Annotated in this window: 15 protein-coding genes; 10 read left to right on the top strand and 5 right to left on the bottom strand. The window is 62.5% G+C overall.

Annotated elements, in window-relative coordinates; all coding sequences use genetic code 11:
- Positions 1 to 187: 187 nt before the first annotated feature.
- Complete coding sequence (locus tag BUS42_RS24850) at positions 188 to 2,320, bottom strand: sigma-70 family RNA polymerase sigma factor (protein WP_074311550.1); 2,133 nt, start codon at positions 2,318 to 2,320, stop codon at positions 188 to 190.
- A 451-nt stretch (positions 2,321 to 2,771) separates the two neighbouring features.
- Here BUS42_RS24850 and BUS42_RS24845 point away from each other — a divergent pair, with 451 nt between their 5' ends.
- Both BUS42_RS24845 and BUS42_RS24840 read left to right on the top strand, forming a co-directional pair.
- Positions 2,772 to 3,632 (top strand): HpcH/HpaI aldolase family protein, encoded by an 861-nt coding sequence (locus BUS42_RS24845; RefSeq protein ID WP_074311548.1) that lies wholly within the window; start codon positions 2,772 to 2,774, stop codon positions 3,630 to 3,632.
- A gap of 52 nt (positions 3,633 to 3,684) precedes the next feature.
- A complete protein-coding gene (locus BUS42_RS24840; protein WP_074311546.1) occupies positions 3,685 to 4,446 on the top strand; it encodes a phytanoyl-CoA dioxygenase family protein in 762 nt (253 codons plus the stop codon).
- Between the two features lie 1,240 nt (positions 4,447 to 5,686).
- On the opposite strand, the gene BUS42_RS24825 is transcribed toward BUS42_RS24840, so the two are convergent.
- Both BUS42_RS24825 and BUS42_RS24820 read right to left on the bottom strand, forming a co-directional pair.
- Entirely contained in the window at positions 5,687 to 6,421 is a 735-nt protein-coding gene (locus BUS42_RS24825; protein WP_074311540.1) for a class I SAM-dependent methyltransferase, read from the bottom strand.
- The gene (locus BUS42_RS24820; RefSeq protein WP_074311538.1) at positions 6,408 to 7,487 is read right to left on the bottom strand and encodes a glycosyltransferase; all 1,080 of its coding nucleotides are present in this window, start codon (positions 7,485 to 7,487) and stop codon (positions 6,408 to 6,410) included. The genes BUS42_RS24825 and BUS42_RS24820 overlap by 14 nt, the downstream gene beginning before the upstream one ends.
- A 668-nt stretch (positions 7,488 to 8,155) precedes the next feature.
- Here BUS42_RS24820 and BUS42_RS24810 point away from each other — a divergent pair.
- The gene (locus BUS42_RS24810) at positions 8,156 to 8,659 is read left to right on the top strand and encodes a hypothetical protein (RefSeq protein WP_074311534.1); all 504 of its coding nucleotides are present in this window, start codon (positions 8,156 to 8,158) and stop codon (positions 8,657 to 8,659) included.
- A 191-nt stretch (positions 8,660 to 8,850) separates the two neighbouring features.
- On the opposite strand, the gene BUS42_RS24805 is transcribed toward BUS42_RS24810, so the two are convergent.
- A complete protein-coding gene (locus tag BUS42_RS24805; protein WP_074311532.1) occupies positions 8,851 to 9,915 on the bottom strand; it encodes an SDR family NAD(P)-dependent oxidoreductase in 1,065 nt (354 codons plus the stop codon).
- A gap of 1,218 nt (positions 9,916 to 11,133) precedes the next feature.
- On the opposite strand from BUS42_RS24805, the gene BUS42_RS24800 reads away from it, so the two are divergent.
- The gene (locus BUS42_RS24800) at positions 11,134 to 13,236 is read left to right on the top strand and encodes a polysaccharide biosynthesis protein (RefSeq protein ID WP_074311530.1); all 2,103 of its coding nucleotides are present in this window, start codon (positions 11,134 to 11,136) and stop codon (positions 13,234 to 13,236) included.
- Positions 13,237 to 13,640: 404 nt separating this feature from the next.
- Positions 13,641 to 16,385, top strand: a complete 2,745-nt coding sequence (locus BUS42_RS24795; RefSeq protein ID WP_074311528.1) for a polysaccharide biosynthesis tyrosine autokinase — start codon at positions 13,641 to 13,643, stop codon at positions 16,383 to 16,385.
- Between the two features lie 194 nt (positions 16,386 to 16,579).
- Here BUS42_RS24795 and wecB read toward each other — a convergent pair whose 3' ends face one another.
- Positions 16,580 to 17,683: a non-hydrolyzing UDP-N-acetylglucosamine 2-epimerase gene (wecB, locus tag BUS42_RS24790; protein WP_074311526.1), complete on the bottom strand. Its 1,104-nt coding sequence runs from the start codon at positions 17,681 to 17,683 to the stop codon at positions 16,580 to 16,582.
- 1,449 nt (positions 17,684 to 19,132) lie between these two features.
- On the opposite strand from wecB, the gene BUS42_RS24775 reads away from it, so the two are divergent.
- From BUS42_RS24775 to BUS42_RS24755, 5 genes are all read left to right on the top strand, one after another.
- On the top strand, positions 19,133 to 20,485 hold the full coding sequence (locus tag BUS42_RS24775) for a nucleotide sugar dehydrogenase (RefSeq protein ID WP_074311520.1): 1,353 nt from the start codon (positions 19,133 to 19,135) through the stop codon (positions 20,483 to 20,485).
- A gap of 413 nt (positions 20,486 to 20,898) precedes the next feature.
- Positions 20,899 to 22,125: a glycosyltransferase family 4 protein gene (locus BUS42_RS24770; protein WP_074311518.1), complete on the top strand. Its 1,227-nt coding sequence runs from the start codon at positions 20,899 to 20,901 to the stop codon at positions 22,123 to 22,125.
- 15 nt (positions 22,126 to 22,140) lie between these two features.
- Complete coding sequence (locus BUS42_RS24765) at positions 22,141 to 23,019, top strand: NAD-dependent epimerase/dehydratase family protein (RefSeq protein ID WP_074311516.1); 879 nt, start codon at positions 22,141 to 22,143, stop codon at positions 23,017 to 23,019.
- A 3-nt stretch (positions 23,020 to 23,022) separates the two neighbouring features.
- Positions 23,023 to 24,117 (top strand): MraY family glycosyltransferase, encoded by a 1,095-nt coding sequence (locus BUS42_RS24760; RefSeq protein ID WP_074311514.1) that lies wholly within the window; start codon positions 23,023 to 23,025, stop codon positions 24,115 to 24,117.
- Complete coding sequence (locus BUS42_RS24755) at positions 24,114 to 25,796, top strand: heparinase II/III family protein (protein ID WP_074311512.1); 1,683 nt, start codon at positions 24,114 to 24,116, stop codon at positions 25,794 to 25,796. The genes BUS42_RS24760 and BUS42_RS24755 overlap by 4 nt, the downstream gene beginning before the upstream one ends.
- The last annotated feature ends 198 nt before the right edge of the window (positions 25,797 to 25,994 follow it).

Below are 25,994 nucleotides of genomic sequence, written 5' to 3'. Positions count from 1 at the left end.
ATCGCACGAATGAATTCAAGGAAATTAAACGAATTGATTGGATTTTAATGATTCATGTCATTCGTGGTTAAAATTCGCGAGTCTTTGGCTCCGCTTGACCTTCGTCTTGGCAAGGGGATAGGGATGGTGGGCCGTGCCCACTCTACGGGAGGGATTCGACCCTCGCCGTGTGCCGATGGTGAAGGAATCACTCGCCTGGCTGCTCTGATGCGGGAGAGTCAGCCGATCCCGCACGTTCCTCCAGGAGTTGCTCCAATTTCCGCTCGAGATCGCGCAATCGCTGCTCGTGATCGGGCGGGGCGGAGCCGGATTCGTGCGGTGGTGGAATTGTCTGTGAGGGAGAGGCGGACCAGGTTCCCTTGATGGGTTTGCGCGGGGTCGATGCCCGATCGAGGCCAGCCTCGTCCTTCTTGTCCGCGGCGAGTCGGATTTCGTTGCTCTGGCGTGCCAGCGAGTCCAGGTGTTCGAGCTTCAACCGCAAGGCCTCTTGCTGGCTGCGGAGTTGGCGGTTGAGCCGGTCGGTCGTCACGCGAGCACCCTGGTGGTCGCCATCCCTCAGTTGTTGCTCCGCGCGACGGATCATCGATTCCAGGTTGAGCTCATCGGGGACCGGATTGGGCGATGGTCGACTCGTCGTGGGATTTTTCGTTGCATCCTCTGAGTTGAGAGGCTCCTTCTCGCCGTACAGAGCCGCCAATCCGTTCCGGTTCAGTAGCTGATAGATCGACTCGGGGGTTGCGTAGTAGCCACGATTGCCTTGCGGCTCCGCGTAATTGCAGACACCGGCGAGAAATCCATCCAACGTGAACAGCCCGCCACCGCTACGACCCGGCTTTGGCGCAAATTCGCATTGAATGCCATCGTATGGGGAATTGGCGAAAAAGCGAACCTTCGGGTCGATGACCTGGGTTGTCCAGAAGGTCGCGGGTCCCCCATTCGAGAAGCCGGCCGTCATCATCTTCATTCCCTTTTGAGGTCCCCACCAGGGCCGGACGATCGGGGAAACGGCCAGGATCCGATTGGGATGAATCCGGAGCAGGCAGATATCCCTGTCCAGGTCGTAGTCCACCAACTTGGCGGTGAAGGTCGACCACACGATGTCATCGTTTGGCTTGTGGAACTTGCCGTCGAAGATGTCAACCTTCACGGTATGCGGAAATTTCTCTGGGGTGTAAGGGTTTTTGTTTTCAGAATTAAAAAAGCGAGCACTTGTAATAATTAATGATTCGTTGGACGTGCTCTGGATCACCGTCCCGGATCCGGTGCCGCCGTTGTTGGGGAAATTGATGCGAACGCAGGTCTCCCACGGTTTAGGGGGCGATTCGACGATCAAGACGGGTTCGTCTTTGGCTTCTCCGTCATTGTCCGAGTCTGCGGGTTTCGGTTGTGGGTCGGGAGTTGCACGTTGCGTCGCACTCTTTGGGGGTGAGGGAGTCGTGTTGGTGGAATTCGCATGCGAATTTATAAGAAGTGGCTTTGAGGCCAGGAGGCCACCGACCGTTAGCAGGGCAGCCGTTGCCGCGATTTTGAACTGGGTCAGGAACATCGTTCGTAAGACTCCTTTCGTCAGGACCATGACGGACGCCGAGACCGCCCCCTGGCCCGCGATGGTTTGCAACGCCCCCTGGGCGACCGAATCGACCAGGCTGTTCGGCACCGCGGCCGAGGCCGAGCTTGAGGTCCATGCGTCTCCCGCGACCAGGAAACCGGCGGGAACGACCACGCCGCGTCGGGTGAGTCGCTTTCGCAGGCGGTCTCGCGCCCGGGCGAGCCGGCCCCGGATTGTCCCCTCGCTGATTCCCAGTTGATTCGCCGCCATCGCGTAACTCAGTCCCTGCAAATAGCACAGGACGATGGGGACGCGGTACGACTCGGGGAGTCGATCGACCTCTTCGTGGAGCAGGGCCTCGGTGTCGGACCGGTCGGGGTCGCCACTCGGCTCCCAGGTGGCCGCCACCGCGTGGTGCCGGTCGCGTTGTTGCCGACTCGCGTTTTGGGACTTCGCCTTCTTCGCGACCCGCAATGCCACCCCATGGAGCCACTGGCTCAAGGTTTCCCCCGCATGCAGGCGATGGGCCTTGTGGGCCAGCACGAGGAAGGTCGCCTGGAACGCATCCTCGGCTGCGTGTTGGTCTTGGAGCACGCCCTGACAGACGCGGAGGACCATCGATCCATGCCGTGTGACCAGCGCCGTGAAGGCAATGTCGTCGCGCTGGGAGGCGAACCGGCCCAGCAACTCGGTGTCCGTCGCGTCGCCGACTCGCCCCGCACGGAACAGTTCGTGGACCTGACGAAGAAGTTCTGCCTGTCCGTTCGCCATCGGCCATATCCCTCCCTGATCTCGTCGCATCCCCCAATAATGCCCGGTCGAGGCCGGTGGCTCACACGGATTTTGGAATTTATTCGTTTCGAGGGGGAAACGCGGCGGGCCGACTTAATCTGCGCGAGCCCTGAGACTGAGGGGATTCCCTCGTCCCGCGTGAGACCAGGTCACTCCCTGGTCGGTTGTGCTCCACCCTTTGTCAGGGAGTGTCCCTTCGGCTTCGCGCCGCGGAAGGCAGGGAGATCGCCTTGGGATTGTCGACGGCTTTGCCCGAGGGTGAGACTTTGGTAGGTACTTGGATTCGGGCACGGTTACTCACGGGCTGCTGGTGATTTGCCGAGCATGGGTACGGTTTCCGAGGTGGCCCGATTGTTTCATTGGTCCGTACCACTTACGATGGCGTTCGCCGGTCCCTGGCGCTTTGAAGATCCGGAAAGGACGAGATTTCATGCGGTTCAGTCGAGTCAAAGCCAAGCTCCGTCGCGGCGAGCCCGCGCTCATCACCTGCTGCCATCTCATTGACCCCTGCGTCTATGAGCTGACGAGCTTGCTTGGCTTCGATGGCATCTGGCTCGATCTGGAGCATCATTCGACCAGCGACGAGACGGCGTCCCACCTGATGCGGGCGGCGCGGGTGGGGGTGTCCGATATCATCGCCCGGCCCGCCAAGGGGGAATACATGCGCATGGCCCGGCTGCTCGAAGCGGGCGCTCAGGGCATCATGTATCCCCGTTGCGAATCGGCCGAAGAAGCGGCCGAGGTCGTCCGCTGGGCCAAGTTCGCGCCTCAGGGGGAGCGCGGGGTGGATGGGGCCAACGGCGACGCCCCCTACTGCGGGATGCCGATGCCGCCCTATCTCCAAGCGGCCAACGAACACACCCTGATCATCGTTCAACTTGAATCGCTCCAGGCGCTGGATCAGGCGGAGGCGATCGCGCGCGTGCCGGGAGTCGATGTGCTGATGCTCGGGCCGGGCGACCTGAGCGTGCTCTCCGGCATCCCCTACCAGTTCGACCATCCGATCATCAGCGATGCGCTTCGCCGCACCGCCGCCGCCGCCAAGAGCGCGGGCAAGTGGTGGGGCACCGTCACCGGAACTCCCGAGCATACCCAGATGTTGATGGACCTGGGCGCGACGTTCCTCTGCCACGGGGCCGACATCCTCATGGTCAAGAAGGGGCTCGAACACATTCAGGAGCGTTACGCACCGCTCGGTTTCACCTTTGAAAACCGAATCGCCGCCGAGGCCGCCGAACTGGCCCGGACGTTTTCCACCCCGACTCCCCGGAACACCTCGCCGAACTCATAACGTTCTGTTTTGCATGAGACGCCGGCAATCTCTTTCACGCGAGAGTTTTCTCATGACCTCCGAGAATGGCAACGACATCAAGTTGCGTTATGACGAGGACGGATTTGTGGTGGTGCGGCAGTGGCTCTCCCCCGGCGAGTTCGCCGAGTTGAGGGATCATGTCGACCGCTACATCCGTGAGGTGGTGCCCGGGTTGCCGGACGCCGACGCGTTTTACGACGACAAGAGCCGGGCCGAGACTCTCAAGCAGATGCAGCGGATGGAGCAGGATCGGTACTTCGCCGCCTACCGTCACCACCCCACCTGGAAGGCGATGGCCGAGGCACTGCTCGGGGAGTCGGCGCACGCGGATGGGGTTGAGTGGTTCAACAAGCCGATCGGCACCGATCACGTCACGCCGCCGCATCAAGATAACTTCTATTTTTGCTTGCGACCGACCCAGGTGTTGACGGTCTGGCTGGCGCTTGACCCGGTGGATGAGGAAAACGGCTGTTTGCGGTACGTCCGCGGTTCCCACCTGCAGGGGATCCGGCCCCATCGGCGAACGTCGACACTGGGCTTCTCTCAGGAGGTCGCCGACTACGGCGACGCCGATCGCGTGCGGGAGGTTCCCGTGCCGATGGAGCCGGGAGACGTGGTCATCCACCACGGCGACACGATCCACCGGGCCGACGCCAATCGCTCCCCGACCCGCCATCGTCGCAGCTTCGCCATGGTCTTCCAAGGAATTCAGTGCCGCCGGGACGAGTCGGCTTATGCCCGTTACCTGGAGGCCGCGCAGGCGCAGCGGCAGGAGATGGGCCTGAAAACCTGAGCGAGTGCTCGCAGGTTGCCTGGAGAGGTGCCGATCGGTTGGCAGCCCCGAACTGAGGGCAGGGGGGGCATGCAGGAATGCCAACTGGTTCAACTCAACTTAACTCAGGGTCATCACCGGTCGTCATCATTCTTGAAACTTTGTCCCGCCGATCCCGTTGCGCGGGAGGGGAGTCGGCGTGAGGCCGAGCCGGTCGATTTCTGGGTCGCCGGTCCGTCGCTCCTTCGAAAGAGACCAGGGGAGGTCTGCGCCTTCGGCTGGGAGGAAGAAAAAAGGCTCGTCCGTGGCACCGCGGGGCTGGACGACGGGGATGACGAGAGAAACGGGCGGGTGCTCGACCCTCCTCGGTCCCGCCCAAAGCCAGGCGGTGATGTCAACACTGAGGGGAGTGAGGGGTTCGACAGGTCGTGGGTGGCGGAACGATCTCCCGACGATTGGGAGTAGGCATTCTTCCCAATGTACTCACGATAGAGCTGGGCACGTTTCGCGGGATCGCGTTCTTTCAAGTATTCCCGGTATGCGTCGCGGCGCGTCTCGCGTTCCTTCTCACCGAAACGACTCGTAACCTGTGCCGACTGGAACCCTTTGTCGTTTTTATTGTCGTTTTCGTCGTCATCGTCGTTTGCGAAATTAACGGGCGATTTTACCCCGGCGCGTCCTCGGACCCCGGCGGGCCTGTTCAGGATGTCTTCTGTCCCCGATTCTCCCATGTAGCTACGAAAATGGGGTGCGAACCGTGACTTCGTGCTTTCTGGAATCCGGCGCCGGAATTCGCCTTCTTTCGGTGGTGTGGGGAGACGTGCAAAGGGCTCGTAAGCCCCGTACAGGCCCCGCGGATCGGTCGGCGGGCCTTGTGCTTGTGACCAAGTCGGTGTGATAAGGGTCGCGAGGCTGACAAAGAGCAGAAGGCGGGCGAACTTTGTAAGGTCCCAGGTCATTGAGCACCTCAATAATTCTTGGGGCAATCCCACTCGACTTTCGACCTGACGCGTCCAAGAGCGATTCGGCGGTACGCAATTTTCGTGGTGCATGGGGAAAGGCACGACGGTTCAATCATTGCCGCCGAATTCTCGCGTTGCAATCTCGGACCACGAATCGAGGAGGTTTGCCCGGAAAGCGAGGGCAAATCCGTACTTTCGCCAAGTCGGTGCGACGCAGGGTTCGTAAATGGTCGGTTCGGCGACGTTCAAGGGGTCGAGGCGGGCATTTCCCGCTCAAGAAGTCGGGCGACCGCGCGATTCTATTCGGGGTGGGCCACCTTCTCGTCCTTCCGCCAGATCCCGAGCACCGACTTGCCGAGATTGAAGCCGAGGATCGGATCGATCACACGGGAGAGTCGCACCGCGAACTTGTCCCAGAACGCGATCTGGCGTCGGTTGGGCATGGCGCTCTGGAGGACCAGGCGGTTGCCGAGCGAGGCGAGCATTCCGACCGAGTCGAGGTAGGCGAGCCTGACGAGGGTGAGCCCCTGGGGGGCCGTGGCGCGGAGGGTCCGCCGGGTGTAGCGGCGGAAATGGCCGATCGCTTTGTCGAACGGGGTGTAGAGCCACTGATGCGCCGGGGAAAGCACCACGACGTGACCGCCCGGGCGCAGCCGGGCCATGGCGCGAGCCATTTCCGCGTGGTCGTCCTCGATATGTTCGAGCACGTCCATGTACAAGAGCGTGTCGAACCCGGAATCCTCGGCAATCTGGTCGAGCGTCCCGACCACGACGGCGCACGACGCCGGCAACGTCCCGTTGGCGATCGACTGGGCTAAGCGGTCGGCCAACCCCGGGTCGGGCTCCAGGCAGACCCAGCGCTCGGCCTGCTCGTGGATCAGGAAGCGGGTTGTCCCGCCGTGCCCCGCGCCGACCTCGAGAACGTTGCGGCCGAGGTAGGGGGTCACCTGGCGGCGCACGTAGGACTTCCAGATCGTCGCTTGAGCGAACAGATCCAGTTCCTCACCGACGTATTTGAATTCATTCGCCGTCATGGAATTTGCCAAAATTCTGAGGATTGCCGGTCCCTGACGCCGTGGCATCGATGGCGGCCTGATCGTCCTGAGGGAAAGCCCTGAGCTCGCCCACGAAGTAGCCATAGTCGCGACACGGCAGAAAAGTCAGGTTGTGCCGAGAGCCCAGGATCACAAAGCTGAAGACGAAGGCCATCATGATCGCGTGAGTGAGCAGGAGCAACGACAGTCCCACGGCGAGCGTCGCCCAGCCGGGGATCGCCCATTCCGTGGTCAACCGGATAATCACGACGGTCACGATCCCGGTCAGCGAGAGTAGGGCCAGGACGACGCTCAGCGCCAGGAGCCGGACGCCGACGATGTCGCCGTAGACCGAGATTGCGCTGAGGCCGTGCGTGACCAAGCCGACGAAGTTCATCGACGAGCGGCCGCGAAGTCGCTTGGCCCGTCGGGTCGGAATCGTGCAGCGCGGCTGGCGCGAGCGAAAGGCCGCCGCGGCGTAATGATTCCAGAGTTCGGCGACCACGACCAGACTATCTAACCGTCGTCTCGGGATCGCGCTGAAATTGCCGACGCGGACGCCTTGGCCGATCAGCGCGTAATGGATGAACTTGTAAAGAATATAGAACATCCGAAAGGAAAAAGTCTCGGAACGGCGCGTGCGCTCAGCGAAGACGATTTTCTTCCCCTCCTCGGCGTGCAGGCGTTGGAGCAGCCGCGGGACATCGGTCGGGTCATCTTCGCCGTCGCTGTCCATGACCACGATGGCGTCATGGCTCAAGCGGTCCTGAGCGTAGGCGAGACCGATCGCGATCGCCCGCTGGTGGCCCAGATTCCGGCGGAGGGTCAGAATCTCGAGCCGCCGCAGCGCGCGAAACGGTGCGCGGACCAGCGCGGTGCTCGCCTCGACCTCCGAAGCGTCATCCACCACGAGGATATCGGCAACCATGCCTTGGGCGGCCAGGGCGGCGTCGAGCCGGGGAAGCACCTCGCCGAGCGCGTCCCAATCATTGTACAGAGGAATGAGCACCAGGACCGGCTTGCCCTGGTCGGCAGCGAGGCTTGGTCCACGTGTCGCGTGATCCACAGGGCGTTTGCCTTCGTTTATGCTAAGAGATGTTTATGGAAATGCAAAATTTGTGCGGATAAAAATTGTTATGAAGATTGACGCGGTATTGCTGTTTGTCATAATTCCGGGCGGCGGAAGCCCCTGGATTCATCCAAGAGGAGGAGCCGGGTGGGAATCGCTCCCATCATGAAAAGGGGAAACTTGCGTTTCGGATTCCGTTGCGACCCACTGACGAACCAAAACCGATTCTACTGGCGACGATGGAGCGGTTCAACGAGGCGGCAAGGTTCGCCGCCGAGGCGGGATTTGAGGCCAAGGGTTGCTCCCAGCCGAGCATTCCCAAGTTCGTCACCGGGGGGGCGAGAGCGGTTCTCGCCCCCGGCTCCGATGGCGGTTCGGGCCGTCGAGAAGCGGTGGAAGCGTTCGCCGTGGTGAAAGAGGATGCATTCTGTCGACGGTTCCGGCTCGCGCGAAGTGGGGATGGCTGTGCCGAAGGTTCGGAACCGGGGCGGTTCTGGGCTCGAAAGTCCGAAGATTCCTCCAAAGGGCCGGCCGGAGTTCGGTCGACTATCCTCCAGAGGTGGGGTCTCATTCGCTTGCTTCGCTTGGGTTTCCTTCGTAAGATAAAAATGCTGGTTTGCGACTGGCCCCAACGGACGGATCGAACTACAGGAGGATCACGGACTATGGGTCGTCCCTATCTTGGTCTGGCGCTTGGGCTCGGAGTCTTCCTGCTCTTGCCGGCGCGCCCGGCCCACGCTCAACTGCCGCTGGATCCGTTCCAGGCCTACTTCGGCTTCTATCTCCCCCACCAGGCGGCGATCGCGCAGCAGTCGACCCCCCTGGATACGATCAATGCCGCGCAGGCGGCCCGGCAATTCGCCGCCGCGGCGGATCGGACGGGACTCTACGACCCCAGCAATCCGTTCAGCGAGGAAGAGGCCGATCCGCTCCGCGCCTATACCCGGTCGGGCCGCGAACGTCTGATTCGGCCGCACGTCTATCCCACCAGCACGACGAACGCCCGGCAACGCGGCAACGCGCCTGGGGTTTATTACAACCGGGCCGCCCGCTATTATCCGGGTTTGCGACCCAATTCCGGCCCCAACCATAACCTGGCCGTCCATCGGATTGGTCGAGGCGGAGGGGTCAGCATGCCCAGCATGGGCGGTATGATGGGCCCTCGTTAACGAAAGATCAGCGGGACATTGTGGGTGAGATGCGGATTGCTTGCTCACGGGGCGTCCGCATCCGGCGTGGCCGAAGTCCAGCTTCGGCCCCCGGTCTTCTGAGCGACGCATTGGGGGCCAGGCAACCCGAGGCCGCGGGTCAGTGCCCGCGGCCGCACACCGATTTGCAACCGTAGCGGAAAACCCGTGCTCTAGCCGAGGCCAACCGACTCGAAGAGGTCGCGATGGTCTCGCACCCATTGGAGGAGCCGGTTGATTCCCTCGGTGGTGGAGACTTGGGGTGACCAGTCGAGCAGCCGCTTCGCCTTGCGGATATCCGCGACGAAGACGCGTTGATCGCCGGGCCGCCAATCGGCGAAGCCAGGATTGAGGGGGCGGCCCAACACCCGCTCGATCGCCGCAACCAATTCGAGAAGACTGAGGGTGTTGGCCGGACCGCCACCCACGTTAAAGACTTCGCCCTGGGCGGTGTCGATGCGCTCCCAGGCGCGCTGGTAGAGGGCGATCAGGTCGTCCACCCAAAGCGCGTCGCGGATCTGCTGACCGTCGCCGAAGATGGTGAACGACTTACCCTGGGTCGCGGCGATCGAAAACCAGGCAATCCATCCCTGGTCTTCGATGCCGAACTGGCGGGTTCCGTAGATGCAGGACTGGCGGAACACGACCGTTTTCAGCCCGTAGATCCGCGCGTAGTCTCGGACATATTGGTCGCCCGCCCCTTTGGAGCAGCCGTAAGGGCTGTGGAAATCGAGCCGTTCGTCTTCATCGACGCCGAGCGGGCGATCGGCATAGGCGTAGCGGCCGTCGCGCTGAACGACTTCGACGTGCTCGAGGTTGCCATAGACCTTATTGGTCGAACTATAAAAGAGGGCGGGCCGGCCCTGGGCCGCGGTCCGGACGGCCTCAAGAATGTTGAACGTTCCCAGGGCGTTGGCCTCAAAGTCAGCGCGGGGGTCGGCCACGCTGGTGGTGACGGCCACCTGGCCGGCGAGGTGGAGGACGACATCGGCATCGCCGTGCTGAATGAGGAGGTCATTCATTGCCTGGGCGTCGCGGATGTCGGCCTGGATGACGTCGGTGACACCTTGTGTCCGGAGCCAGGCCAGGTTGGCGTCGGTTCCGCGGCGCGAGAGGTTGTCGACGACGACCACGCGATGCCCCGCCGCGTGCAGCCGCGCTGCGGCGTGGCAGCCGATGAATCCGGCTCCTCCGGTAATCACCCACTTGCCTTGGTCGATCGGGGTCTTCGTCGACATGGAGTCATCCCTCGGCGAGCCGTGCACGGTCGATCTTGGCCGGCCCCGGCCCTGATCGTCGTCCTTCGTGCCCACCTTTCATGATTGGCGGCTGCGGTGGAGACCACCACCACCGCTGTCCGACTTCGCTCTCAATCTACCATAATGTCGCTCCGACCGGACCGGGCTTGCCCCGTCCGTCGGCCCGTCGGCCGCCGTCGAAGTTGCCGAGCCGATGGTCGGCGCCCCATACAATCCCATGTTCCTGGGTGGCCCCCCTGGTTTCCCAAGGCCCACTCACCATTGATACGAACATTTGAGTCGAGCGTGGCCTAAGATTCGCATGTGAGCGTCGTCGTGGTCAAGAGGGGAGGATTTGCCGATTTCGAGGGGAACGGCGGCGAGGTCGGAACGGGTGGGGTCAGACCAGCGCGATGCCGATGCTCGAACCGAATACGATGGGGGAGCAGGGAGCGTTCTCAGGATCGTCACCCATGCCACCCACCAACGGGCCCACTTTGGGTGACTCGAGACGGCTCGAAGCCGCGGGGGCGATCCCCGCGCCGGGAGCATTTTCCGCGAAATCAAGGGGGGGAGAACATCGTGACGCCGATGGTTTTGGCACCTCTGCAGGGTGCAAATGCGTTCTTCGCGGTTCTTCGTGATGTCGGCAGGAGATCCGGTCGAATATTAAACAATGGCGACCTGGCGACCCTCTGGTATTCTGCGAACTTCAGGCGGTTTTTTTGGTGGCTCCTTGACAATCGGTCACAAAGCTATCATGTTATTCGCTTGGGTGCGTGAATGTGGGCATCCGATAATGTACGTGACGTTCGTGATCCCCCAGAGTCTCGAACCCGCTAGGAACATTTGATTTGATTAGTTCGCGAAGGCAATGGAATATGCACTCCTCACGAAACGACTCGGTTTATCGGGGCAGTGATTGTTCTTTTGTCATTTTGCCGTGATGCTTTTGCATTGAAGAGATGAAAACCAAGCTGGATCCAACTTGGCAGGTTGGATCACCGGGTTTCGCTGTGGGTAGGTCATGCGGTTGGTGCGACGGTGAAGTCGAAAAAAAACGAGCGGGGCCGATCGAAGTCTCCGTGGCATGACCTTTATTGATCCTAAGATCCTACTCCTCTGCTTCCCAAGAGTTGGGATGGCCGCCTTGCGGCGGTCACTGTGAGCTGATCGAGTCTATCGGATCACGCAAACCACGATGAGGAACGCCGTTCCATGGTTCCGACGTCACTCCATCACTCGGCCTCTCCCACGGTGACTTCGCAGACCGACCAGGCTTCCGGGGTCGCTTCGGCTTTCGGCCGCGAAGCGGTGAACGGAACTCAGCCGATTTGGAGCGAACGCGAAGCGGGTCACGAGCTGGGGAGAGGTACAGTTTGGCCCCAGTTGACGCGGCTGTTGCACCTGCTTTTGCGTCATCGGGTGCCGGTTCTTGTCGTGTTTCATCTCCTCGCCTTCGCGGGCATCTATGGGTTGAGCTACCTGATCCGATTTGATGGGAAGATTCCCGCATCGGCGTTGGCGTTGGCGTGGAAGACGCTTCCTCTGGTCGTGGCGCTGAAGCTGGCGGTTTTCCTGGTGATGGGCAGCCACCGTGGGTGGTGGCAATACGCGTCGTTCGCTGACTTGATTGCGCTTTTCGAGGCGGCGACCTTCGGGATGATTGCCGTCCTGGTCACGGACATGGTGTTCTGGACCCAGTTTCAGATTCCCCGTTCGATCATCGTGATCGATTGGGCGGCAACGCTGCTGATCGTGGGGGGGATTCGGGGGAGCACGCGCCTGTTCCGCGAACGCTACTACCCGATGCTTTCGACTCAGAGTACCAAGCGCGTGCTGGTGGTGGGCGCGAGTGAGTCGGGCGTGGCCCTCGCCCGAGCGATTCAGAGTCAGGCCAGTGTGGGGATGCAGGTCGTCGGCTTCATCGATGACGATCCCAGACTGCTCGGCCGAAATCTGGCGGGCATCAAGGTGGTGGGGCGCACGGAGAAAGTCGCCTTGCTGGCCGCCCGTCATAAGGCGGGGACCGTGCTGGTTCCCACCCCCACAGTCTCGATCCCCGAGCTTCGCGCCCTGGTCGCGGACTGCACGGCGGCCGAATTGAAGATCCAGGTGGTTCCCGGCTTCCATGCGTTACTGGACGGCAGCCTGTCGGTCCGCCCGCGCGACGTCGATATTCATGACCTCCTCTGTCGCGAACCGATCCAGCTCGACGGCGAGTCGATCGGCCGGTTGATTCGGGGCCGCGTGGTGCTGGTCACCGGCGCGGCGGGAAGCATCGGCTCGGAGATTTGCCGCCAGGCCCTGGCCTTCCGGCCCGAGCGGCTCGTGATGCTCGACCACAATGAGAACGGCCTGTTCTTCCTCGAACGCGAGCTGGCTCCGGTCGCCGCCGGTTCCGGCACCGAGATCGTGATTCGGGTGGCCGATATCACGGACGCCCACCGGGTCCGCACTCAGTTTGAGCGTTATCGCCCCGCGCTGGTCTTTCACGCGGCCGCGCATAAGCATGTGCCGATGATGGAAGCCAATCCCGGCGAGGCCGTCAAGAACAACATCTTCGGGACCCGGACCGTGGCTGACGAAGCCGTGCGGGCGGGGGTCGAGGCGTTCGTGATGATCTCGACCGATAAGGCCGTCAACCCGACGAGTGTGATGGGCGCCACCAAACGGCTTGCCGAGATGTACGTTCAATCACTTTCAAGTGGGTCCGCCACCCGCTTGGTGACCGTTCGGTTCGGCAACGTGCTGGGTTCCAACGGCAGCGTGATCCCGGTATTCAAGCAGCAGATTGCCCGGGGTGGGCCGGTGACGGTGACGCACCCGGCGATGACCCGCTATTTCATGACGATCAGCGAGGCCACCCAACTGGTCCTCCAGGCGGCCGCGTTGGGACGGGGCGGTGAAATTTTCGTGCTCGACATGGGGGAACCGGTCCGGGTCCACGACCTCGCTCGCGACCTGATTCGGCTCTCCGGGCTCCGCGAGGGACGCGATATCGAGATTGTCTTCAGCGGACTGCGCCCTGGCGAAAAGCTCTACGAGGAACTGTACGAAGATGAGGAGACGCGCTTGGCGACTCCCCATCCCAAGATTTTCTCCGCGCAACATCGGCCGTGCTCGCCGGATCGGCTCAAGGCGCAGTTTGAATCGGTCGCCCGCGTGGTGACGGGTTCGAGCGAGGACGTGATCGCGCTGTTGAAACAACTCGTCCCGGGCTATGGCACTCCCCCGGGTGTCGAGCTCCATTTGACCAGCCCTGAACCGGCCCCCTCCCTTCAACAGCAAGATCATGTGGTGACTTCGCTCGGCGTTTGACAGTTCGATCCGATCGAACTCGTCCCGTGTTGATCCTGACAATCCATTGCGGCCACTGGAAAAGATCCCGGAGCGTTCTGGCTATGGCCGGAAATTCGTGGCATCGTGGAGAGATAAAGTCGCATTCTTGACCAAATCGCCCAGCTTTGCCTAAGATATTTCTCATTGTTGTTGAGATAGGAAGCACGAGGATTGGTTTTTTTCCGATAACAAACCCCGTACGGCTCTTACGTCTGGTCTGACATCGAAACTGCACCTTTGAATCTTTGGCCGTCAGTCGTCAGCAGATTCTCAGAATCGGAAGGGGCGGACTCCTTCATGGTTCGAGACTTGGTATAGTGCATGGATGTGTGTCGATTGATTCGCGTGCTGGATGCGAGTCGAAGGATTAATAGGGACTGTCCATGGCGATCCAACAATCGATTACGGGCCCCGGTTCGGAAGGGCCGCCTTCGAGGACACTCCAGAACGATCTTGTCGCGCTCTGGGACGTGCTGAAGCGGGGTTGGAAATTCGTCAGCTTGGGTCTCTTGGTCGGCTTGACCCTGGCCTCGATTTATCTTGCAAAGACGAAACGGATCTACCAGGCTTCGACCAGTCTACTCGTGATTCAGCATGGCGGACGCCCGCTCAACGTCTCCGCCTATACTGATCCGAATCGGATTAGTGAGGGCAGCGAAGATCCGGTGCCAACCCACATGGTGCTGATTCGGAGCCCGCTGGTGATCCAGGCTGCCGTCGACTCGCTCGGGTCGAACACGCCCACGTCGCTGGCTCAGTCGTCCGATCCGGTGGGGTTCGCCCGCGGCAATCTCAAGGTCTCGCGTCCTGATCGGCTGACGAAGATTATCGTCTTGCAGTATCAGTCAGCCTCGACGCAAGAATCGCTGCAGATGATCCATGCGATTGTGGCGAGTTATAAGAAACTTCTGGAAACCAACTACCAGAAGAATAATCAAGAGGTCATTACCCTGGTCAGTCGCGCCCGTGATGATCTGAAAAAAGAACTCGATTTGCTCCAGGCGGAATATCACAAGTTTCGAAAAGACAACCCCGGATTTGCCATCGGTTCCAATGGCCAGACGCTGACGATGCGAAAGCTCGAGCAGTGGAGCCAGGGGATCAATAATACGACCGACTTGATGATTCAGCTCAAGACCCAGCTCGAGCTGATCAAGAAGATGGAGAGCAGTGGATCGCAAGGAAATGCGATCTCCTTGGCGTTGAGCCAATTCCCCACCATGACTCCCGGCGGCAGCAACGGCCAGATCCCGCAAAGTTCGGGGACAGCCGGTTCCTACGAGCAGCTTCAAAAGGAGCTTGCCGAAGTAAAGCTCAAGCGGTCGATCACCCAACGCATGGTCGATAATCTCAAGGCGGGGCGACCGAATTCGGAAGCCACGGTCTCCGAGGACGACGTGGCGGGTTCGTTCAAACTCGATCCCAACGTGGCGGAACTTTACCGTGATCTGAAGCGAGCCCAGCTCCGCTACGACACCGCAAAGCGCGCCACCCGGAACACGAACGATCCCTCGCTCAAATACGCCAGGGAACGGAAAGTGGAGCTCGAATCGGAGATCGAGGATCTCTGGCGGCAACGGCGCCCGCTCCTCCTCCGGCAGTTGACTCGGGAGATGGCCAACGAAGGGGATCTGGCGCTCCAGAAAGCGGAGGCGGAACTCACGTCCCTCGCGGCCGAAGAAGCATCGTTGTATGAAACCTTGAAAGAATCCAAGGAAAAGTCGATCGAAGGTCTGAAGACGCGGCACGAAACATTGGTCAAGACGCTTGGCGCCGATGCACCCGAATCGATTGAGGCGAAGTCCCAGGTGGATCGGGCGACCGAGCAGTTGGGAGGTCTCGGCAAGGATGGGCTCCAGAGCGAACTTCACGACCGGATGGCGTCGATCGAGCATAGTCTCAAGTCGATCGGGTCGATGCGCGAGGAGTATGAGACCAAGCTCAAGGAAGACCTCGTCGCGGCCAAGCAGTCGGAACTGGGATTGCTCGAGGAGGAGCGGCTGCACGGCAATCTGGACCGGCAGAAGGCGCTCTATAACACGGTTCTGGATCAGCTCAAACAAGCGCAACTGGTTAGCGACTACAGCAGCATCAGTTGTCAGGTGATCGAACCTCCCAGCGCCCTGCCTTATCCGGTGCAGCCTCGCGTCAAGATGACCCTATTAATGGGCCTGATGACTGGCCTGTTTCTGGGAATTGGCCTCGCCTATCTGGCCGATCGGCTCGATCCCCGGATCCGCACGCTCGACGAAGTGCGCAAGGTCTTGGAATTCCGCCTGATTGGGACGATCCCGAAGTTGCTCGTCGATCAACTGACGCTCATGGGAGAAGTCGGCCTGGTCAGTCATGCCATGCCCCGCTCGGTCTGGGCGGAGGCCTACCGCTCGGTCCGCACCAGTCTCGAGTTCCTCCGCCGCAGTCGCCAGGTTCAGCTCATCTTGGTGACCAGTGCCCACAGCGGCGACGGCAAGACGACCACCGCGAGCAACCTCGCGATCAGCTTTGCCATGGCGGGAAGAAAAGTCCTACTCGTCGATGGCGATCTCCGGAAACCGGCTCAGCACAAGATTTTTAGGCTGAAAGGGGATCAGGGATTGAGCCATATCCTGCGCCGGCTCCTGCCGCTCTCGCGGGTGGTCCAGCAGACCCAGATCGAGAATCTTGACTTCATCGCTTCCGGGTCTGATGTCGATAACCCGGCGGAGTTGCTCGCCTCGTCGGCCCTCACCGACTTCGTGGCGGAGATCCGCAATCTCTACGACATGGTTGTCTTCGATTCGTCGCCGCTGCTGGCCGTTACCGATCCCTCGATTCTGAGCGCCGTGGTCGACGGCGTGGTGCTCGTGGTTCGTCCCGAAGCCACCAAACGGCACGATGCGGAGCGGACGGTGGAATTGCTCAAGACCATGGAGAGCCCGGTTCTCGGCTTCATCGTCAACGGCATCGACCGCCAGAATGCCAGCGGCTATGGCCAAGGTTATGGCTACGGTTATGGCTATGGCTACGGGACGTATGGCCGGGGTGATGACGGTTTAGATCAAATCACACCGAGCACGAAAGAGATTACCACCTCGGTGTCTTCCTCCGAGTCGACCAATGGCTTGCCCCAACCGCTCCTCAAGGACTGAACCCACGTCCGCCTCGAAGCCGTGACCGCTCACGTTACCGAGTCGGTCACGGTCGCTTCCCCAAGGCGGTAACGTCCCGGGACGACCGACACGACGGTCTTCCGTGCGTCCTTGAAGCGAACGCTGTTGCTAAAGCTCCGCGGTGGGACCCGGCCGGTTCGACACGCACGAACCGGCCGTTGAGCATTGGTCGGTCAGGTCAACGGGGTGCCGCGCTCGGCGCCCCATGCATCGAGGACGTCGACGACGCGGACCGCGGCATGCCCGTCCCAGAAGGGAGGGCGGCTGCCGGTCGGCCAGTGACCGGCCCGGATCTCGGCCACGCCCGCCTCGATCTGTGCCGGGTCGTTGCCCACGAGTCGATTGGTGCCGCAGGTGATCGTCGCCGGCCGCTCGGTGTTTTCGCGGAGTGTCAGGCAAGGCACGCCCAGCGCCGTGGTCTCTTCCTGGATTCCACCGGAGTCGGTCAGGACGCACTTGGCCTTGGCCATGAGACCGAGGAACGTCAGGTAGGGGAGTGGGTCGGTGAGTCGGACGCCCGGGGTCGTTGCGATCGCCTCTTGGGCGAGGCGGGCTCGGGTCCGTGGGTGGACCGGGAAGAGCACGGGCAGGTGCTCAGCGACCCGGTTGATCGTCGCCATCAGCGTCCGCAAGGCCTCGATCTCATCGACATTCGAGGGGCGGTGGAGTGTCACGAGGGCGTAGCTGCCGGGTTCGAGGCCGAACTCGTTCCAGGGCGACCGGGAAACGGCGACGTCCACGTGCTTGAATAGCGAGTCGACCATGCAATTGCCGACCAGGTGGATCCGCGCTTCGGGGACCCCCTCGTTACGGAGATGTGTCACGCCACTCTCTTCGCTGGCGAACAGCAAGTCCGACACCCGGTCGGTCAAGACGCGGTTGACCTCTTCGGGCATGGCGCGGTCGAACGACCTCAGGCCAGCCTCGACGTGGGCCAGCGGGATCATCAGTTTCGCCGCCACGATCGCCGCGGCGAGCGTCGAGTTGACGTCGCCGCTCACGATGACCAGGTCGGGGCGGAACTCCAGACAGGTCGCCTCGAACGCCACCATGATCGCCGCCGTCTGCTTGGCGTGCGAGTCGGACCCCACGCCGAGAAAGACGTCGGGCTTGGGCAGGTTCAACTCGTCGAAGAAGACGTCGGACATCCGGGCGTCGTAGTGCTGACCCGTGTGGACGAGAAATTGCTCGACGCCACGACGTGCGAGTTCATGGACGATCGGAGTCATCTTCATGAAGTTGGGGCGAGCGCCGACGACGCTACAGACCTTGATCATCGTGATTCTCTCGAATCCCAAAGACGGCGTCCCAGGACTCGAATCCAGAACGGCAGTAGTGGATCGGACGAGGTACGCTCACGCAGATTCAGCCCAGGCACGACGCGTTGGCTCGCCAGCGAAATGCACGTGGACGGCTCCGAGACTTGATTCGTCTTGGCAGTGTCCCACCTCTGGACGAGCAGGCACATGGTAGAGCAGGCTGCGTTGGGCGCCAAGTGCCGAGGGATGCAAGACCTGGTTTGCCGGAGTCTAACGAGGTTAAGCCGGTTTTCAGGAAACCTCGATTCATCGCCGGTTTGACATGTCGATCGTACGTGTGTCCTCTTGAGGTGGCGATTCAGCCGGAGGATCCGCTCGAGCAGCGGGTTGCAAACCGGTTGGGTCGTGGCGTTCGGGAACTCGTGTGCGGCCTGATCCCGATGGCCTCCTTTGGGAGGATTGCTCCGCGGCCGGCAGATCATCGTCATTCCGAGTTCGATGTCATTCACAAGGGATTTTCGATGTTCGCAACCACGACCTTTGCTCCCCTCGCCAAGCGTTTTGGGAGATTCAGTTGCCTCGTTAAACCGTCACGGGACAACCGCTTGATGGCAGTGTGCGGATTTTACGTAATTTGCTTGGTCGATTTCTTGACAGTCAGGTATCAAAAGGATAGCGTTGTTCGCGTAGATGCATGCTACCAGCAGGATCGTGTCGTTCGCTGAGGCGCATGAAGCTGGGCTTTCCATCGGCCGCGCACAAAAGAGAAAAACGAGGCGATTTCGGGACTTTACTTTCTCATAATCATTGGATGAGATCGCGTTTCGAAGCTGAGCGAGTCTTTACCCAATCTTGAGGCATACGAATGTCTTAGGGTGAAGATTGTTTTTGTGCTTTTCGAGGACGAGTGATGTCCCAGCTTACCGGGATGGCGATCAAGCCGGAGCCAGCGACACCATCGGGATCGACCCTCTCGAAATCTGACAACCCAAGTTGGTGCGACGATGAAGTCGAGCGAATCTTGCGGAGCCGATCGATGTCGCCGCAACCTGAGCTGCGGTGAGTCGAGACCTCAATGCGAACGCTGTGATCGGGTTGGATTGATTCGAATGAGTCAATCGGGGTGATGAGCACGGTTTTATTGGTCCCAGCAGCACGCCGGTCCGCTTTTCCCTGGCCTCAAATACTCGTCAAACCTTCGAGTTTGCTCCCGCTTCCGAAGCTGGCGATGGTTCTCGATTTCGCTCGGGTCAGCTTGATCGCGGGCCGCTGGACCTTCGACTCCAAGTTGGGATGCGAATCCGGTCACACCAACGGCCACGGGACGTACGGCAGGGGGGCGAATGGGTTTGGAGGCAAAACTCGCCGGCCCCGACGGAATGATTGCCTCGTCGTCGTCGCCCAAGCCGACCAACGGCTTGTCTCCAGGGTTTCTCAAAGACTGAACCTAAGCCACCGTTGAGTACCATGATATCTAAAGATACCGATCCGGGCGCATTTCAGTCTCTCCTGGGCGCCCTCAAAGATTGTTCGGCTCGAATCGGCGTGATCGGCTTGGGATACGTCGGCCTGCCCTTGGTCGAGCTTTTCGCGGGCTGTGGCTTTCGGGTGCTCGGCTTCGACATCGACTCGTCGAAGGTCGAGCGGCTCCAGGCGGGTGAGAGCTACATCGGACACATCTCGAGCGAGCGAGTCAGTGCGTTGCGTGATGGAGGACACTTCACGGCGACCTCCGACTTCTCGCGACTGACCGAGGTGGATGCGATCCTGATCTGCGTTCCCACGCCGCTGGGTAAGCACCGCGAGCCGGACCTTTCGGCCGTGATCGCCACCGGCCAATCGATCGGTCGGTACCTACGACGCGGTCAGCTCGTGATTCTGGAGAGCACGACCTATCCCGGGACCACGCGTGACGTGTTGAAGCCCGAACTCGAGGCGGGGGGACTGGTGGCGGGTCGTGACTTCTACCTGGCGTATAGCCCCGAGCGCGAAGACCCGGGCAATCCCAAGTTCTCGGCCGGGACGATCCCCAAGGTTGTCGGCGGCTACGACGAGATGAGCGGCCAACTTGCGCAGGCGCTCTATGGCGCCGCGGTTCCGGAAGTGGTGCCGGTCACGTCGTGCGAGGTGGCTGAGGCGTGCAAGATTCTCGAGAACACCTATCGCGCCGTGAATATCGCGCTCGTCAACGAGTTGAAGCTGGTCTTTGAGCGAATGGGGATCGACGTCTGGGAAGTGATCGACGCGGCCAAAACCAAGCCGTTCGGCTTCCAGGCGTTCTACCCGGGCCCGGGCCTGGGCGGCCACTGCATTCCGATCGACCCCTTCTATCTCACCTGGGTGGCGCACACCTACGGCCTGCACACGCGGTTCATCGAACTGGCCGGTGAGATCAACACGGCCATGCCCCACCACGTGATTGACCGGGTGACGGCGGCGTTGAACGACGCCGGCAAAGCGGTGAAGGGAAGCCGGATTCTCGTCCTCGGCGCGGCGTACAAGCCCAATGTCGACGACTGCCGGGAGAGTCCGGCGGTCGAGCTGATGGAATTGCTCCAGGACCGGGGGGCCACCGTCTCCTACAGCGATCCGCACGTCCCCGCGCTCCCCTTGATGCGCGGACGTACGGTCAGGCTCGAAAGTACGCCGCTCTCGGCCGAAACCTTGTCGGCTCAAGACTGCGTTCTGATCGCCACGGATCACAAGGCCTTCGACTGGGAACTCATTTTGACCCACTCCAGCCTGGTCATCGATACTCGAGGGGCCACCCGCAAGGCACTCGCGGAGCGGACCGGTCCGTCTCACGTGATCAAGGCATGAGTCCTTCCGTTGCTCTTCGACGGAACTCACCTTGATCGAGCCGCGTCCCCGGGCTCAAGGAAACCCACTCGAGCTACCGAACTATCCGAGGGAAGAGTGCACTCCTTGACCTGATCCACCATCCGGACACTGCCCCCTCGCTTCACCCACCGCCAATGATGAGCGTGGTTTACCCTCGAATGGCCCAGATCGGGGTGGCCGGGGTCCGAACTCGGACCCCGGTGCGAGGGCGAGAGGTCTGGGGGGCGAAGTCGGCCCCCAGTTCCGCGGAACCGACCTGGAGCCGTGAAAGACAGGTGGGCTGCATCCCACGGGCACGGAGTGCGCGCGGGGCCGGTTCGGTTTTGAAAAATCTAGATATTTGAGAATGCTGGGCCGTCGGTTTCGACGTCGAGGCATTGCTGGTGTAATTTATGCATATTTGCATCCTCTATCAGCACTATCTTCGGCCGGGCGACGCGGGGCACAACCGGTTCAATGACTATGCGCGGATCTGGTCGGATCTGGGGCACAAGGTCAGCGTCATCACCGGTCAGGCCTCGTACATGACGGGTCTCAAGGAGCCGGAGTATCGCCGCCGGGCCTGCGTGTTGGAGAAGGACGGCGATGTCGACGTCTACCGGATGTACGTCCCCGACCGTGCCAACGAGTCGTTCTCGCGCCGGGCGTTTTCGTACCTGGCCTTTGCGCTCTCGAGTGCCTGGGGCTATCGCAAGCTGGAACGTCCGTCGGTCTTGCTCTGTTCGTCCCCCCCGTTGTTCACGGGACTCGGGATGCTCCTGATCCATCGGTTCAGCCGGGTTCCGATCGTCTTCGAGGTGCGTGACCTTTGGCCCGAGAGTGCGGTCACCACGGGGGTGGTCCGGAGTCAGCGGATGATCCGCCTGATGTACGGCATCGAGCGGCGCTGCTATGCCGCGGCCACGCGGTTGAACGTCCTCACCGAGGCGTTTCGGGAGAACATCCTGGCCCGTGGGTTGGCGGATGCCTCGAAGGTCTGGTTCATTCCCAACGGAGTCGACGTCGAGCAGCAGCGGCCCGAGCTGCGGAGCGACCAACTGCGCCGTGAACTGGGGTGGGACGGCCGCTACGTGGTGCTCTATAGCGGTGCCCACGGCGTGGCGAACCGGCTGAGCCAGCTCGTCGAGGCGGCCGATCTGCTCCGCGATACGCCGAACGTGCTGATCGCCACGGTCGGAGCCGGCATGGAACTGGAACCGCTGCGTGCCCAGGTGCGCGAGCGCGGGCTCACGAATATCGTCCTGCACGGCCCGCGACCCCGTGAGGAGATGCCGGCGATCACCGCATCGGCAGATGCATGTGCGGCGGTCCTCCAAAAGAACGACACCTTTCGCACGGTCTATCCCAACAAGGTCTTCGACTCGATGGCGTGCGGCCGGCCCATCGTGCTCGGCATTGACGGGGTGGCCCGCGACCTGGTGGAACGAGCAGGGGCCGGGTTTTTTGCCGAGCCTGAGAACCCAGAGGCCCTGGCCGCGGTGATCCGCCGGCTTCAGAGCGACCCCGCTCAGGCCGATGAGATCGGTCGCCGGGGCCGCGAGTACGTGACCCAGCATTTCGATCGCCGCCAGCTCGCGCTCCGCTACCTGGACCACCTCGAGTCGGTTGCAAGAGTCTGATTTTTGGGATGACTCATGGCTAATGTCCTCGTTACCGGTGCCACCGGTTTCACAGGTCAATACGTGGTGCGGCGACTCGTGGAGGCGGGCCATCGCGTCACGGCGTTCGTGCGTGAGGGAAGTCGGCGCACGCCCCTCGAAGGGCTTGCGGAGGGGTTCGTCGTGGGCAACCTCGACGACTCGAGGTCGCTCGGGCAAGCGCTTGAAGGGCGTGACGCCCTCGTGAACGTCGCATCGCTTGGCTTTGGGCACGCCCAAGCGATCGTCGATGCGGTGGATCGCGCCGGGATCGGCCGGGCGATCTATTTCTCGACCACGTCGCTGTTCACCACCTTGCCCGCCGCCACCAAGTCGGTCCGGCAGCAGGCGGAAGATGTTGTCCGCGGATCGACTGTCCCTTGGACGATCGTCCGTCCCACGATGATTTACGGCGACCCCGGGGATCGCAACCTGATCAAGCTCATCCGCTGGGTGGACCGGTGGAAGGTCGTCCCGGTATTCGGTCCGGGCACATACCGGCTCCAACCGGTGCACGCCGATGACCTGGCCCAGGCGGTCGTGGCCGCTCTCGGGTGCGAGGTGGCGGCGGGACAGGCGTACAACCTCAGCGGCGGCACGGCGCTGTCTTACAACGAGCTGGTCGACCTGATCGGGGAACTTTTGGGCCGTCGGCCGCGGCGGGTCCACTTGCCCGTGTCGGTCTCGCTGATCGCGGTGGATCTGGCCCGGCGGATCCCCCTGGCCCCCCGGTTCTCGCGCGAGCAGGTGCTCCGGCTCAACGAGGACAAGACGTTCTCGCACGAGGAGGCGGCCAGGGACCTCGGTTACCGCCCGATCACGTTGCGGGAGGGACTCGCCCGCGAAGTGGCCATGCATCGGGAAGGAGCGGGTTGAGCCGTGGAATCGCTTCTGATCCTCGTCGCGCTCCTGGCACTGATCGTCTCGGCGGTGCTCGCCTTTCCCGTGCGCTGGTTGATCCTGCGGCTCGGGGGCATTGACCGGCCGAACGAGCGGTCCAGTCACGAGGCCCCCACGCCCCGCGGCGGCGGCCTGGCGATCGTGCTGGGGACCGCGCTTGTGGTGGCTTGGTTCGGCGTTCCAGGACGCGAGGCGATGGTGTTCGGCCTATGCGTCGCCGCGGTCGCCGCGGTGAGCCTGGTGGACGACTTCCGCTCGCTGTCGTTCGCGACGCGACTGGTGGTGCAGGTGGGCGCGGCGGCGGTGGCGATCGTCGGCCTGGATCTGCCGGTCGGGACGATCGACATGCCCTCGGCCGCCGTCCGGGTGCCGCACGTTGCGGGCCTGGTGCTGGCGGTCGCGTTCGTGGTGGCGTACAGCAACTTCTTCAACTTCATGGATGGGATCAACGGGATCGCCGCGTGCCAGGCAAGCCTGAGCGCGCTGACCCTCGGGCTGCTGCTCTGGCAGGGGGGCGACGCGCCGGGCGCCGTGGTCGCGGCGGCCATCGGTGGGGCTGCCGCCGGGTTTCTGCCGCACAACTTTCCCACGGCACGAATATTCATGGGAGACGTGGGGAGTGTCACGCTCGGGTTCGCGCTGGCCCTGCTCTCGATGATTGCCCATGAGCGTGCGGGCGTGCCCGGGCCGGCGCTGCTTTTGGTCCACGGCGCCTTCCTCTTCGATGCCGTGTTCACGCTGCTCAAGCGGGCGGTTCGCGGCGAGAACGTGCTCCGGCCTCACCGCGAGCACAACTACCAACTCCTCGTCCGGGGGGGGATGTCGCATCGTGCTACGACCTTGATCTACTTTGCGATGAGCGCCGGGTGCTGCCTGGCGGGATCTCTCTACGGGCAGGCGGGGACCGAAGGCCGGTGGGCGGCGCTGTTGGTTCCGCTGGTCGCGTTGGCGATTCTGGCGGTGATGGCTCATCGGCGCGGCCCTGCCGGCCCGGTGGTCGCGGTCGCCCTGGGCGTGCAATCGGGCGATCCCCGAGATCCGGCGCCTCAAGCCGCCGGGGAGGCCGGTCAATGAACCGTTGGCTGCTGACCGGCCGTACGCTCCGCCACCTCCGGCCCAGTCAGATCCGCGCGCGCGTCTGGCTGACGGCCCGTCGCAGGACCATGGTCTGGCTCGCCCGGCGCGGCCTGGTCCAGCGGCCAGGACAGCCGGTCCCCGCCGTTCCCCCGCTGGCGCGAGACCTACCCACTCCGCTGTTTCCCCCCCGTCGGCACTTCGTCGAGCACGAGGGCGAGACCCGCTTCCTCAGCTTTCTGAACAAGCGATGTGCGCTCGCGCTGCCGATGGATTGGCAGCCCGCGGACCTGGCCGACGACCACCTTGGCCGGTTCCACCTCCATTACATGGAATATCTGGAGGGGCTTCCCGAGGAGCTCTGGGCCGCCTTGGTGGTCGACTGGATCGTCCAGAATCCCCCCTACCGGTCCGCCTACTGGTTGGGCGGTTGGAGTAGCTACGTCCTCTCGCTCCGTTGCGTCGTCTGGATGCAGCAATTCGCCGCGCAGGGGGTTGACGATCCCCGGGTCGCGGCCACGATCCTCGGTTCGCTCGCGGCCCAGCTCCGGTTCCTCCGGAACAACCTGGAACTCGACGTCCTCGGCAACCACCTGGTCAAGAACCTCAAGACCCTCCTGTGGGCGAGCCGTTTCTTCACAGGCCCCGAGGCCGCCGGCTGGGGCCGGCTGGGCGAGCGTCTCCTGCTCCGAGAACTGGAAGAACAGGTCCCGCCCGACGGCCTCCATTACGAACGGAGCCCGGCCTACCACACCCAGGTCTTCGCCGACCTGCTGGAGTGCTTCCATGTCATCCGTCCCGGCCCGTGCCGGGTGGCACTCGGACGCGCCCTCGACCGGATGGCCCAGGCGTTGATCGATCTGACCCACCCCGACGGCCAGATCAGCCTGTTCAACGACGGCGGGCTGAACATGACCTACCCGACCGACGTCTGCATCGACGTCTACCGAACCCTGACCGGCAAGGAGATCACGGCCCGTCCCGCCTTCGCGCTGGAGGATGCCGGCTACTACGGGTTGCGGTCGGGGTCGGACCTCTTCCTCGCCGACTGCGGGGCTGTCTGCCCGGATTTCCTGCCCGCTCATGCCCAGGGCGACATTCTCGCGTTCGAGTGGACCCGTGCCGGCCGTCGAATCCTCGTGGATGCGGGCGTCTATGAGTATCGGGCGGGACGGTTGAGGGATTACTCGCGGAGCACCACGTCGCACAACACGGTGACCGTCGGCGACGCCGACCAGTGCGAGTTCTGGAGCTCGTTTCGCGTGGCGCGGCGGGCTCGAGTCCGTTGCCACAACTTCCGCCTGGGCCGGGACGAGCTCGAGCTCGAAGGGTCGCACGACGGCTACGCGCGGCTTGCCGGCGGCCCGCGTCATCGCCGCCGGTTCGTGGTGACGAAGGACCGGATCCAGGTCGAGGATACCGTCCAGGGAGGGGCCGGCCAGCCGGTGCGCGCCCGGCTTTTGTTCCACCCGGACTGCCGGCTCACCCCGCAGCCGGGGCAGATCCGGATCGAGAACCAGGAAGTGATCCTCTCACTCCAGAGCGCCAGCCCGATGACCCTCGTCGAAGCCTGGTGGTCCCCGGACTTCGGGGTCCGCGTGCCGACGATCCAGGTCGTCCTCGACTATGGGGCGGCCCCGTGCGGGGGTGGTTTCGCGCTCGTGGCTGAACATCCCTGAGAGCGTTCGCCCCTCCGATCGTGCGACGGCGAAGTCACTCCGGACTGGGATCGCGCCGAGGCGGTTCCGATGACCGTACCCTGACCTGTTCCCGTTGGCTCCTCACGGTGACTCGATGAGGATCCAGGTCGGCCTGATGGCTTCGGCCGTTGAGGCAACCCCGAATTCCCCTTCCCGGAGGCGATTCACGAATCGACC

It is taken from the genome of Singulisphaera sp. GP187 (genome assembly GCF_900129635.1).
GTDB lineage: Bacteria > Planctomycetota > Planctomycetia > Isosphaerales > Isosphaeraceae > Singulisphaera.
The sequence above is the reverse complement of the archived record's forward strand: the minus strand, read 5'-3'. Positions and strand labels throughout refer to the sequence as shown.

What these genes read in the sequence shown, in the direction of transcription:
- BUS42_RS24850 (WP_074311550.1), bottom strand. Translation starts at nt 2,320, where the DNA reads ATGGCGAACGGACAGGCAGAACTTCTTCGTCAGGTCCACGAACTGTTC.
- BUS42_RS24845 (WP_074311548.1), top strand. Translation starts at nt 2,772, where the DNA reads ATGCGGTTCAGTCGAGTCAAAGCCAAGCTCCGTCGCGGCGAGCCCGCG.
- BUS42_RS24840 (WP_074311546.1), top strand. Translation starts at nt 3,685, where the DNA reads ATGACCTCCGAGAATGGCAACGACATCAAGTTGCGTTATGACGAGGAC.
- BUS42_RS24825 (WP_074311540.1), bottom strand. Translation starts at nt 6,421, where the DNA reads ATGACGGCGAATGAATTCAAATACGTCGGTGAGGAACTGGATCTGTTC.
- BUS42_RS24810 (WP_074311534.1), top strand. Translation starts at nt 8,156, where the DNA reads ATGGGTCGTCCCTATCTTGGTCTGGCGCTTGGGCTCGGAGTCTTCCTG.
- BUS42_RS24805 (WP_074311532.1), bottom strand. Translation starts at nt 9,915, where the DNA reads ATGTCGACGAAGACCCCGATCGACCAAGGCAAGTGGGTGATTACCGGA.
- BUS42_RS24800 (WP_074311530.1), top strand. Translation starts at nt 11,134, where the DNA reads ATGGTTCCGACGTCACTCCATCACTCGGCCTCTCCCACGGTGACTTCG.
- BUS42_RS24795 (WP_074311528.1), top strand. Translation starts at nt 13,641, where the DNA reads ATGGCGATCCAACAATCGATTACGGGCCCCGGTTCGGAAGGGCCGCCT.
- wecB (WP_074311526.1), bottom strand. Translation starts at nt 17,683, where the DNA reads ATGATCAAGGTCTGTAGCGTCGTCGGCGCTCGCCCCAACTTCATGAAG.
- BUS42_RS24775 (WP_074311520.1), top strand. Translation starts at nt 19,133, where the DNA reads ATGATATCTAAAGATACCGATCCGGGCGCATTTCAGTCTCTCCTGGGC.
- BUS42_RS24770 (WP_074311518.1), top strand. Translation starts at nt 20,899, where the DNA reads ATGCATATTTGCATCCTCTATCAGCACTATCTTCGGCCGGGCGACGCG.
- BUS42_RS24765 (WP_074311516.1), top strand. Translation starts at nt 22,141, where the DNA reads ATGGCTAATGTCCTCGTTACCGGTGCCACCGGTTTCACAGGTCAATAC.
- BUS42_RS24755 (WP_074311512.1), top strand. Translation starts at nt 24,114, where the DNA reads ATGAACCGTTGGCTGCTGACCGGCCGTACGCTCCGCCACCTCCGGCCC.